The sequence below is a fragment of the Gordonia soli NBRC 108243 genome, from assembly GCF_000334455.1.
GTDB classification, from domain to species: Bacteria; Actinomycetota; Actinomycetes; order Mycobacteriales; family Mycobacteriaceae; genus Gordonia; species Gordonia soli.
This window is the reverse complement of sequence record NZ_BANX01000007.1, coordinates 136055-147751: the sequence shown is the minus strand read 5'-3', so window position 1 is coordinate 147751 and position 11697 is coordinate 136055. Positions and strand designations below refer to the sequence as shown.

Below are 11697 nucleotides of genomic sequence, written 5' to 3'. Positions count from 1 at the left end.
TAACGTGCTGGCTGTGAATCGTCGCAGCCGACTCGGCCTATGTGCATTCGTCGCCGCCGTCTTCGTCGTCCTCGCAGGGTGTTCGGCGCCCGACGACGGCGATTCCGGGAGTGGTGAGACGATCACCGTCGACCATCAGTACGGGACGACCACCGTGCCGGCGAATCCGAAGAGGGTCGTCGTGTTCGGTGGCATCTGGACCGACTCGCTCGTGAAACTCGGTGTCCCGATCACCGCGGAGTTCGTCACCGCCGGATACGCCGGTCCCGGCAACCGATTCGAATGGACGCCGGAACACAGTGGTGAGGTCGTCGCCGGCAGCGGGCCGCCCGATGTCGCACAGGTGGCTGCGTTCAAACCCGATCTCATCGTGGCCGGTGAGGTCGGCTACCTGCCGGACCAGAGCACCTACGAGCGACTCAGTCGGCTGGCGCCCACCATCCCGGTGACGACCAAGGGCGCGGTCGGGGACCGGTGGCAGGACACGATGGTCACCGCCGGGAAGATCTTCGGAAAGCAGGAACAGGCGGCTGCGGCGATCGCCGACGTCGAGGGCAAGCTCAGTGCCGCACGCGCCGAGTACCCGAACGCCGCGGGCAAGACCTTCACCTTCGGGCAGCTCAGCCCGGACCAGCGGTTCGCGGTGGTCACGTCCGAGAACGATCCGGCGACCAGACTTCTCGCGCAACTGGGTCTACGGCTCGACCCTGCGGTGATGGGCCTATCCGACAGCGGGCAGCGGACCTTCGTGTCGCAGGAGCGGGTGGACCTGCTGTCTTCTGACGTGCTCGTCTTCTGGCCACTCGTCGGCGGTCCGGCCGCGTTCTCGCGGGTGCCGGGCTGGGACCAACTGCCGGCGGTGCGATCCGGCACCACGCTGTTCCTGAACAACGACAACGCAACCGGGTTGGGCTCGCCGACCGTCTACTCGGTGCCCTGGTTCATCGACACGATGAAGCCGGTCCTCGCCAAGATCTGAATCCGTCGCCGCCGGGTCGGAACCCCTCGGAATCACTCCGTCATGGCCTGGACACCGAGCACGATCGCCAGGGACGCCTCGCTCGGCGGCACCGGTGCCGGGCTCCGCGCTGTAGATCATGATCCGGAGGTCGTCGTCGGCGACGACCATCGTGTCGCAGTCGAGTGTGATGTGTCCGACCTGCGGGTGGTCGATGACCTTGTGTCGGCCGGATCACGAGGTCGGTCGGCCACCGCTACTCGGTGCGAGCTCGGCATCGTCGCGGTTGTTCGGCAACGCTGCGGCGATTGCCCGGTCGCGGGCGTACAGGAACGCTGGTATCGCGGTTGCGATGCCCACACTCCACGTGAGCACAAATGATGCGAACCACCAGCGGAGTATGTTCAGTCGCTTGCTCTCCAGCAGTGCCCACGCGTGAAATCCGATGACGACGAACGTCAGATCGATCATCGCGAAGCGACCCGGAACCGTCTTCCAGATACCCCCGACGAAGAAGTCCTGTGTTGATCGCCAGCCGTTGTCGAGGACGTATGGCACCGCAACCGAGTTCTGTGTGACGAACGCGGTCGCCGCTATAGCTGCCAGAAGCCGGCGTCGTAGTGGCGAGTGTGGACCGATGTCCATCGGGCTCCCCTTCCTTTCCTCGTGTCGGCCCGTCTCGGGCCGTTATCGGTGTGAACCGTCGGAGCGTCGGCGAAACCGTCTAGGGCTTGTGCGCGCTCGCTGTGACAGCGCGCTTCTCCACCTGCTTGAGCGTCAGGGTGAAGATGGCCTTGAAGCAGGCGGCGAAGATGGGTTCGGTCAGTGCAAGAATTGGGTTGTGAAGACCGAAAACCGTAGTCCAGGTGACCTTTGTGCGATCACCGTGCTGCGCGAACTCGACCCGACCGAGTTCATGCTCGGTCTTGGGGCGGGATTCACGAATCCGACACTCCATGAGGTTCGGGCGTTCGAACGCAGTGATCTCTTCGCGGAGGAGTACCAATCCGCTGTCGACTACCCGGACCGCGCCGAGACCGTTCTTCTCGTCCCGTCCGGGGACTGCGATCGTGACCGACCGCACCATCGGCAGATCAGACAAACGCTCGTGGTCGATGTAGGCCTCGAACACGGCTGCGATGGGGGCGTCGATGGTTCGGGTGACGTCGATTCTTCTCATTGCGCGGACCTTCTCACTGGGGGCGGTGCGATCGGGCGGGGCTCGAGTAGGAAGAGACAGGTCGAACTCCATGCCCCCTAACCTGCACTTATATGTAGGCTAACCTACATGCTCTGGCGAGTGTGCGCTATCGCCCGTCCGCGGCGTCCTGTGCGGGTACCCAGTGCCTCGGGAGACAGGGACTGCCCGCCATGACAACGGTCAGTTGCTGACGAGCCCGCCGTCGACCACGAGGTTCTGCCCCGTGACCGCGCGCGCCCAGGGAGACGCGAAGAACAGCACGGCGTCGGCGAACTGTTCGGGCGTCGTGACCTCACGCAGTGGAGTGGCTGCCGCGATCGCGTCGAAGACGGCCTCGGGGGTTGCCGCGCTCGCATCGGTCGTACGCAGCAGCCCGCCGCTGACCATGTTGACCGCGATGCGGCGCGGTCCGAGGTCGGCAGCGAACGTCCGGGTCACCGACAGCAGTGCGGCCTTGGCCGCGGTGTAGTCGTGGTAGGGCACCACCGGATTCTGGAAGAGATTGGTGCCGACGTTGATCACCCGCCCCGAGCCGGACTCCGCGAGATCGGGGAGGGCGGCCTGGATCACGTTGACCGCACCCTGGATCGATCCCGAGAACTGTTGTGCGAAGGCCTCGTAACCGATCTCGTGCGCGTGGGGGCGCGCGTCGCCGTCGAACGAGAACTCGATCAGCGCGTTGTTCACCACGGTGGTGACCGGTGCGTCGAATGCCGCGTGTGTCCGTTCGATCAGTGTGTCGACCTCGGAACGCACACGTACGTCGGCTTTCACGGCGATCGCGCGACCGGGATGAGCGGCGGCCAGTGCCGTCGCGGCGTCGGCACTGCGGTGATGGTTCACCACAACCCGGGCGCCCTCGCGGAGGAATGCCTCGGTGATGCTGCGTCCGAGACCGCGTGCGCCGCCGGTGACCACGACCACCTGGTCGGTGAACTCGATCGAACCGGTGCGCGGGGTGCGTGGCTGTGTCATGTGCGGCCTCTCGTGTACAGCGAAGGCCGAGATGCAGCCGTGGCCGCGGTCGACGTTCCCTTCGCCAGTGCCAACTGGTGCAGGTTCGATGGGTGTGATCTCAGCCGTCTGACGACGGCACCCCTGTCGGACCGCCCGACCCTATCACCGTCGCGTCGCGAACCCGGACCGCTCGTCAGTGCACGAGTGAGTGGAATCCCGAGCGGTAGAAGACCAACGGATGATGCGACTCGTCACCCACTCGCAGTTCCACGACTCTCCCCACCACGAGATCATGATCGCCGAGGCGCTGCACGGAATCGATCTCCGCGTCGATCCACGCGACCGCGTCGTCGAGTCGAGCGGTGCCGAACTCGCTTGCCGACCAATTGGTCTCGGCGAATTTGTCGCCGCCGGATCGGGCGAATCGACGACAGATCTCCTGCTGGTGGTGGCCGAGCACGTTGGCGCAGAACCGGCCGGTCTCCGCGATCCGCGGGAAGGTCGTCGACGTGTGTGCGACGAAGGCTGCAACCAAGGGCGGGTCCAACGACACCGAGGTGAACGAGCCGACGGCGAGTCCGACGGGTGTCTCGTCGTGAGCCATCGACGTGATCACCGCGACGCCGGTGCAGAACCGGCTCAGGGTGTCCCGGTAGAGCTCGCCCGAGATGACCTCCGAGTCACCGGCGGGGGAGGTTGTGGTGGCCATGATCGGCACCTTTCGGTCGGTCGGAGGGGCCCCGAGTGGATGACTGTCGCCGTGTGACAGGCAGGGGCACAGCGTCAATGGTGGACCGGTGTGGTCGGTTTGTCGTCGGTCCACGGCACCTGTTCTCCACAGACCACGTAGTGGACCACGTAGCCGCCACGCTGTGACGGCACTGCCCCACAGAGCAATGTGACTCACGTCATATACAGGGAGGCTGCCACCACGGGCGGCCGGAGCAGAGGGCGGACAACCGCATGACCATCACAGCCGAAACACTCGTCGACATCAGTGCGCGCGGCGCCGAGTACCTCGAACGCGCGCGATCGGCCGCCCGGGTCATCGAGGCCGAGGCCGACCAGATCGAGGCCACCACGACCATCACGCGGACCGCGTACGATGCGATCGCCGATGCCGGGCTCTTCTGGATTCTGGTGCCGCAGGAATACGGCGGTGCCGGACTCGACATCGTCAGCGCCTTCAAGGTGGTCCAGGAACTCTCGCGCGCGGACGGATCGACCGGCTGGGCGTTCATGGCGAACTCCTGCAGCACCGGCGTGGCGGTCGGCTTCATGCGCCCCGACGGCGCGGAGGAGATGTTCGGCGGCGTCGACAAAGGCATCACGGCCGGGATGGTGGTGCCCGCCGGTACCGGTGTGCGCGTCGACGGCGGCTTCCGGGTCAACGGTCGGTTCCAGTTCGCCAGCGGCTCCGCGCATGCGTCCTGGATCGGCGCGGGGTTCGTCGTCCTGGACGTCAACGGCGAGCCGATCATCCTGCCCGACGGCAACCCCGACTGCCGGATCACCTGGCTCCCACGCGACGAGGTCGAGTTCACCGGCAACTGGGACGTGATGGGCATGGTCGGCACCGGCTCATACGACTACCAGGTCAACGATCGGTTCGTCCCGGACAAGTTCACGTTCGAGACGTTCTCGACCACACCGGTGCGGCCGGAGCCGGTCTACCAGCTCGGGCTGCTCGGCATCGGTGTCGGTGGACACGCACCGGTTGCCCTCGGGCTGGCGCAGCGCGCGCTCGAGGAGATCGCGACCCTGGTGTCGACCAAGGTCCGACCGGGCTACGACGGTGTGGTCGGCGACTCCGACCTGTTCCGACACGACTTCGCACGTCACGAAGCCCAGTTCCGTGCCGCGCAGGCCTACGTCTACGAGGCGTTCGGTGAGGCCGAGGCGGCAGCTGCAGCGGGCGATGAGATCTCTGCGGAGCAGCGCGCCCGGCTGCGTCAGGTCGCCACCTGGGCCCAGGAGGTGGCCGGTGACGTGGTCATGTTCGCGCATCGCTGGGCGGGCAGCGGCACCGTCCGCAACCCCAGCGCCCTCGGGCGCTGCGTCCGGGACGCGGCAGTCGCGACCCAGCATGCGCTCGTCGACCGTAAGACCCTCGTCGACGCCGCCGTCGACATCCTGCCCGGATACCAGAAGAGCTGACCCGGCGGGACCCCCGCCACCGATCACAACCACGCCGTCAGGCGCACGAAGGGACACATCATGGGACAACTCGACAACAAGGTCGCTCTCGTCACGGGGGCGGCACGCGGACAGGGCCGTTCGCACGCCATCCGGCTTGCCGAGGAGGGTGCGGACATCATCGCGCTCGACATCTGTTCGTCACTGGACACCACCGAGTACGAGGGGGCGACCCGAGAGGATCTCGACGAGACCGCACGCTTCATCGAGAAGTACGACCGTCGCGTACACACCGCGGTCGTCGACGTGCGTGATCTCGCCGGACTCGAGACCGCCGTCGCCGAGGGCATCGCCGAACTCGGACGCCTCGACACCGTCGTCGCCAACGCCGGCATCTTCTCGTCGGCGCCGCTGCACGAGCTGACCGAGCAGCAGTGGGACGAGATGATCGCGGTGAACCTGTCGGGTGTGTGGAAGACCATGCGCGCCACCGTTCCCCACCTCATCGAACAGGGCGAGGGCGGTTCGATCGTGCTGATCAGCTCCACCGGTGGGCTGCAGGGCTTCCCCAACTTCGCTCACTACGTCGCCGCCAAACACGGCGTCACCGGTCTGGCGCGGACCGCGTCCAACGAGCTCGGCGCGCACCGCATCCGTTGCAACTCCATCCATCCCACCTCGGTGCTCACCGACATGATCGACCACGAGGCGATGTACAAACTGTTCCGCCCGGACCTCGAGAAGCCCACCCACGCCGACTTCCGGGACGCCTGCCAGCAGGGCATGAACGTGCTGCCCATCCCGTGGTTGGAGCCGGTGGACATCTCGAACGCGGTGGTCTGGCTCGCCTCCGACGCGGCGCGGTATGTCACCGGCATCGCGTTGCCGATCGACGCCGGCGCCCTGTCGAAGGTCTGATGATCCTCGGTTGCGGGCCGGCGGGAGTCCCCGGCCCGCAACCGATCCCAGGTATGGAAGCGGATGCCGACGTCGCGGGTGTCAGCCGACGAGTGCTTCGGCGACCTCGGCACGCTTGTTCAGGCACAGCTTGTGCAGGATGTGCTCGACGTGCCCCTCGACGGTCCGGGTGGAGAGCACCAGCTTCTCGGCGATCATCCGGTTGCTGAGGCCGGTCGCGACGAGGTCGGCGACCTCTCGCTCGCGCGGCGACAGGGCCGCAGTCGGTTCGTCCGCGTCGCGCGGCTCGGCCGTCGCGGCCGGCGCCGAACCGAAGACGTAGTCGTAGAGCTCCGAGGTCGACATCGCCCGACCGCGCGCCCAGGCCTTGTCGAAAGCGGCATCGTCGACCTGTCGATGCAGCGTGTCGACCGCTTTGCTGCGCAGCGAGTTCCAGTGCTCAGAGCCGTACAGTTGCTGGCCGAACGATCCCCACATCGACGAAGCCGCACCGAGAACGACGACCGCCCGGAGCCCGGCGCCCTGTTCGGCGAGTGCCCAGCCGAGAAGGTCGGACATCAGCGTGGTCCCCACGGTGTCGCCGAACCCCCGATGCCGTTCCAGCGCATCGGCAGCCGATGTGACGGCGTCGTCGATCCGGCCGTCGAGCAATGCCACCAGCCCGAGGCCGTATGTGGCGTACGAGTGGAACCAGGTCTCGTCGACCGCCAGGGTGTCGGTGTGGACTGCCGAGAACACCCGTTCGGCGCGCTCGATGTCCGGCAGCGACGACAGCAGCATCCCGCGGTGGATGGCGAGGGTCGCCGACAGCACCGGCCCAGCCGCGTTCTCGCCGTATACACGCTCCGCCTCATCGAGATACACGGTGGCAGTGTCGAAGTCGCCTGCGAAGAAGTCTCGGAGACCGAGCGTATGGGTGACGAACCCGGCTGTCACCACATCGTGTTCGCGGTCGGCGATGACTCCTGCCCGCTGCAGGGTGAACGCGGCGGACTCCCGGTCACCCTGCAGTGTCTGGACGAGGGCGAGTACGCCGAGGATGCGGCCCTTGACGATCTGCGGGACATCGGGGAGTTCGAGCGCCATGGTCAGCCACAGCCGGTGCTCGCGCACCGAGATCCCGCACGCCCACAGGAAGCGGCCGGCCCCTAGTGCGTCGGCTGCGACGCGTCCCTGCCCCTCGCCGGGATCGTTGAGCGCGGAGTGCAGTGCGGCGCGGATGTTGCCGCGGTTCTCCTGGACGTGCGCTGCCTTGCGCAGTTGATCGGGTCCGTACCAGCTGTCCGCGCAGTCGACGATGATCGCGGCACAACAGTCCAGCAGTCGGGCATTCATCCGCCGGCGCTCGGCGGCGGTGAGTTTGCCCCAACCGTATTCGCGCAGGGATTCGAGAAGTCGGAACCGGACGTGCTTGCCGTCGCCGATGCGGAGCAGGACCGACTTGGCGACAAGAGCGGTCATCGAGTCGAGGATCGCCGATTCGGGTAGATCGTCGTCGGCGCACACCTCCATCGCCATCTGCAGATCGAATCCGTCGGCGAACACCGACACCCGCGTCCACAGCAGTTTCTCGGTGTCGCTGCAGAGTTCGTGACTCCAGTCGATGGTGGCCTGCAGGCTCCGATGGCGAGGTGTGCGGTCCCGTGATCCCACCGACAGCAATGACACCCGTCGGTCCAGCAGGTCGGCGAGATCGTCGACGGAGAGCACCGTGAGTCGGGTGCAGGCCAGTTCGATTGCCAACGGGAGGCCGTCGAGGCGCTCGCAGATACGTCGAACGGACTCGATGTTGTTCTCGTCCACCGTGAAACCGGTCAAGACGGCCTCGGCTCGCCGGGAGAACAGCTCGATCGCATCCGGCTCGGTCTCACCGCCCGTCGGCAGGGGATCGAGGTGGAAGACGTACTCGCCGGGGATGGCCAGGTACTCCCGGGAGGTCACCACGACCCGGAGGTCGGCGGCCTCCACCATCAGGCGCGCGACGAGTGCCGCTGCGCCGTCGACCACGTGCTCGCAATTGTCGAGGACCAACAGCATCCGACGATTGCGCAGGTACTCGACGAGGGTGTCTTCGGCGGACCTGTCGTGTGCGTCGCGGTTCTCCAACCCCAATGCGTCGCAGAGTGTCTGCCCGAGCATCCCCTCGTTGCGGACGGAGGCGAACTCGACGAACCGCACTCCGTCGGTGAACGCCCGCCGGAACTCGCCGGCCGCCTGCACCGACAGTCGTGTCTTGCCGATCCCGCCCGGCCCGACCACCGAGACGAGACGGTGCTCACCGAGTAGACGGCGCAACTCGCGGAGTTCCACGCGACGGCCGACGAAGCTGGTGCTCGGCCGGGGCAGGCCGGTCGACGTGGCGTCGGTGCGGGGTGCGGTCGCGGGGAGTTCGGCACGGACCGCGTTGACCTTGCGGGACAACAGGGTGCGTGAGCGGGTCCACTCGATCGAGCGGGAGATGTCGGCGATCGAGACGTCGGGGGTCTCGACGATCAGGTCACGGATGAGGCGGTCGGCGTCGTCGGTGACCGACCCCTTGAGTCGACGGTGATCCTCCGGAGGCGTCTCCATCGACAGCGCCCGCCGGACGGTGTTGCGGGACATCCCGAGGCGTCCGGCAATGCCCTTGATCGACTCTCCGCCGTCATGACACCGATGGATCTCTGCCCACTCGTCGACGTTCATCACTCTCCTGCCCACACTGAGATTCAGATCACTCTCCTACGGTTCTACGCGACGCCGCAACCAGGGGGGTCAAGATGTGTCATCGGGCCGTCGGGGGTGACGCCAGTCCGACCCCGCCAGGCGACTCACGGCCGCTGTGACGTGCGATTATTCGTCGATGCGCCCAAGCCGGTCCGGACCGTAGGGGATCACGTAGTCGGACGGTTATCCGCAGTCGCGGTCGTCGGCCAAGGTGATGGGGACCACATGGTCGCAACCGTTTCGCCGAGAGGATCTCCGATGTCACAGCAGAACGCAGAAGCACTGACCAAGGCATTCGCCGCCGCCGACCAGGGCGATCCGGTGCCGCTGGTGGAGCTCTACGACGACGGCATGACATGGGCCGGCTTCACCCTCGACGGAACCCAGCGCCTCTACTCGAAGGCCGAGTTCCTGGAGGCTCTCGGTGTGCTGGCGAAGCTCGACGAGTCGCGCAACGAGGTGCTCAGTTGCGATGTGATCGGTGACGAACTGGTGACCGCAAACGTACGCGCCTACCGTCGGCTCGGTGACCAGGAACTCGACATCACGATGGTGATGACCCATCGCTTCGTCGACGGCAAGGTCACCCGCGGCACCGACATCGTCCCGTCGTCGTTCGAGCGCTTCTGGTCCGACGCCGGCATCTCCCTCTGAGCTGATCGGGAGATGACGATGAGCACGGCTCTTGCCGGCCCGGGCCTGGACGGCTTCGCGGCGCCGAACCGGGCGGCCGTCGATGCGCTGCAGGCCGGCGAGCCGGTGCTCGCCGTCGACGATCTCGACGGAACCGGTTGCGATCTGATCGTCCTGGCGCCGTCGGCGGATGTCCCGGCGATCGCCGAGATGGTCCGATCCGGATCGGGATTCGTGTGCGTCACAGTCGATGACGACCGAGCCCGTCGCCTGGAGCTACCACCGATGACCTGGCCGCCGGGTGAAGAAGGCTTCGGTGGCTGCATGTGCGTGTCGGTCGACGCGGTCGCCGGGACGACCACCGGGATCTCCGCGCGCGATCGTGCGACCACGATCCGCGCCCTCGCCGACCCCACCTCCGAGCCCGGCACCTTCACTCGGCCCGGTCACGTCGTACCGGTACTGGCCGGCGTCGAATCCACCTCGCGGATCGGCATCCTCGCACGCGCCGGCCTGCTGTCCGAGGAGGCTCGCGGCGACGCGGAGATGGTGCCGGTGGCCTTCGCATCCTTGATCTCGCAGCGCGACCCTCTGCGCGCGGCGGCTCCCGAGGAAGCCGGGGACTGGGGCTTACCGATCCTGCGGTACTCGGACTTGCTCAGCGTCGGAGGCTGATCCGCGATCATCGGCGAGAACTCCAGGCGGTTGTCGGGATGCCCTCGCCCGGCGATGTAGTGAGACTCGGATTATTGACACGTGAGCGGGTCGAGGTGGGTGTTATCCACGCTGTGTTTCGGTGAGGTGTCAGAAATCCGGAGCCGAGTAGCGGGTAGCTCGATCGGCGGGGCTCAGTCGCCAGCGGGATTCCTCCGTCGCCGGTTTCGGATTTCTGACACTTGAGCGGCCCCCGCTGTGCGCATTCCATACCGTGCACCCGTCAGGTGTCAGAAATCCGAGATCCGAGGAGTAGGTCCCGTCGACCAACCAGTCGGCCCCCGCCACATGGCGCGGGCCGACTCGTCGCGTGTGCCGATCAGAGGAACGAGTCGGAACCGTCCAGTCCGTAGCGGGGATGATCCCCGATCACGATCGACTCGAAGATGCCGAATCCCGTCGCGTCGCCCTCCTGGGTGCGGATGACGCAGTCCCGCAACTGGTGTGCTTCGTCGATGGTCGCACGGTCGGTCATGTCGGCGTATCGTTCGCCCGAGGTGTGGTCCACCCCGTTGTACTTGCCGTGGCGATCTCCTTTGTAGCCGAAGTAGTTCGCGGTACCGAGGTGGAATCCGGTGTCCGACACGGGCGCGATCTCGACGGTCCGCTCCTTGCCCCAGCCTGCGTCGAAGGTCATGGTGCCGCCGAGCAATCGTCGTGTGGCGGGGTCGTACTTGAGATCATCGACCATGCCGTGCAGCGGTTCCTGACGGCCGTCGGCGTGGTTGACGAACCCGGAGAAGTAGTGGACCTCCCCGTTGACCCATTGCAGGTAGTGGTGGATCTCGTACGGTTCACCACCGTCGGTCGGCTGAAAGTACATCGGGCTCCACGTCAGGATGAAGTCGTCGCTCATCCGGTTGAGGGGCTTGATGTCCGGGGTGGGCTCGCCGACGTCCATCCGGACACCCCAGGAGCGGTCGCGATAGCCGAGCCAATCGGCGTCGTCGATGGTCAGACGTTCGCCGTCGATCTCGACCCAGCCCGAGACCGTGACCAGCTGGTGAAAGCGTCGCAGGTCCGACCCGATGCGGAATCCGTCCGCACCCCGCTGGGCATCCTTGCGCTCGAGGAACGGTGGTAGCTGCGTACTGGTGAGCACGATGTCGAAGCTCAGCGGCTGGACGTCGTTCTCGTGGAGGATGCAGCGCACCTTCTGCATCGGCTCGATGATCTCGTAGTCGATCGGACCGACGCCGATCCGCTCCGGATCGAGGTCCAGCTCGGTGCTGGCGCGCACGGTGATCTGTTCGACTCCGCGGGAGATGCCGGCGAACGCGTCGATCACGTTGCGGTTGTGGTACTTACCGATCCCGAAGTCGATCTGGAGTGATCCGTCCCGCGCGAACAGCGAGCACCAGATCTTCTCGGTCCACGACAGGTCCGCATGGGAGACGGTCGCGAAGGTCTCCGGGGTCTGGTGGATGAGGTACTCGTCGGCGGGCACGATCTTCTGCATGGGTTGACGCATGGT

11 protein-coding genes are annotated in these 11697 nt (G+C 66.4%); 5 read left to right on the top strand and 6 right to left on the bottom strand.

Annotated elements, in window-relative coordinates; all coding sequences use genetic code 11:
* Positions 1 to 4 precede the first annotated feature (4 nt).
* Positions 5 to 979, top strand: a complete 975-nt coding sequence (locus GS4_RS05965) for an ABC transporter substrate-binding protein (protein ID WP_007618522.1) — start codon at positions 5 to 7, stop codon at positions 977 to 979.
* A 213-nt stretch (positions 980 to 1192) separates the two neighbouring features.
* Here GS4_RS05965 and GS4_RS05960 read toward each other — a convergent pair whose 3' ends face one another.
* From GS4_RS05960 to GS4_RS05945, 4 genes are all read right to left on the bottom strand, one after another.
* Positions 1193 to 1603: a DUF2834 domain-containing protein gene (locus tag GS4_RS05960; protein ID WP_007618521.1), complete on the bottom strand. Its 411-nt coding sequence runs from the start codon at positions 1601 to 1603 to the stop codon at positions 1193 to 1195.
* 79 nt (positions 1604 to 1682) lie between these two features.
* A complete protein-coding gene (locus GS4_RS05955) occupies positions 1683 to 2210 on the bottom strand; it encodes an SRPBCC family protein (protein WP_007618520.1) in 528 nt (175 codons plus the stop codon).
* 129 nt (positions 2211 to 2339) lie between these two features.
* A complete protein-coding gene (locus tag GS4_RS05950; protein ID WP_007618518.1) occupies positions 2340 to 3134 on the bottom strand; it encodes a 3-oxoacyl-ACP reductase in 795 nt (264 codons plus the stop codon).
* Positions 3135 to 3309: 175 nt separating this feature from the next.
* Entirely contained in the window at positions 3310 to 3825 is a 516-nt protein-coding gene (locus GS4_RS05945) for a flavin reductase family protein (RefSeq protein WP_007618516.1), read from the bottom strand.
* 254 nt (positions 3826 to 4079) lie between these two features.
* Between GS4_RS05945 and GS4_RS05940 the strand changes: the two genes are divergently transcribed.
* Together GS4_RS05940 and GS4_RS05935 are read left to right on the top strand one after the other, a co-directional pair.
* Positions 4080 to 5273, top strand: coding sequence for an acyl-CoA dehydrogenase family protein (locus GS4_RS05940; RefSeq protein WP_007618514.1), 1194 nt, complete (start codon positions 4080 to 4082; stop codon positions 5271 to 5273).
* 60 nt (positions 5274 to 5333) lie between these two features.
* Complete coding sequence (locus GS4_RS05935; protein WP_007618512.1) at positions 5334 to 6170, top strand: mycofactocin-coupled SDR family oxidoreductase; 837 nt, start codon at positions 5334 to 5336, stop codon at positions 6168 to 6170.
* An 81-nt stretch (positions 6171 to 6251) separates the two neighbouring features.
* Here the strand turns inward: GS4_RS05935 and GS4_RS05930 are convergent, their stop codons facing one another.
* On the bottom strand, positions 6252 to 8855 hold the full coding sequence (locus GS4_RS05930; protein WP_007618510.1) for an ATP-binding protein: 2604 nt from the start codon (positions 8853 to 8855) through the stop codon (positions 6252 to 6254).
* Between the two features lie 279 nt (positions 8856 to 9134).
* Between GS4_RS05930 and GS4_RS05925 the strand changes: the two genes are divergently transcribed.
* Entirely contained in the window at positions 9135 to 9530 is a 396-nt protein-coding gene (locus GS4_RS05925; protein WP_007618508.1) for a nuclear transport factor 2 family protein, read from the top strand.
* A gap of 18 nt (positions 9531 to 9548) precedes the next feature.
* Positions 9549 to 10184, top strand: coding sequence for a 3,4-dihydroxy-2-butanone-4-phosphate synthase (locus GS4_RS24740; RefSeq protein ID WP_007618506.1), 636 nt, complete (start codon positions 9549 to 9551; stop codon positions 10182 to 10184).
* 358 nt (positions 10185 to 10542) lie between these two features.
* Here GS4_RS24740 and GS4_RS05915 read toward each other — a convergent pair whose 3' ends face one another.
* Positions 10543 to 11694: an Rv3169 family protein gene (locus GS4_RS05915; RefSeq protein WP_007618504.1), complete on the bottom strand. Its 1152-nt coding sequence runs from the start codon at positions 11692 to 11694 to the stop codon at positions 10543 to 10545.
* Positions 11695 to 11697: the final 3 nt, after the last annotated feature.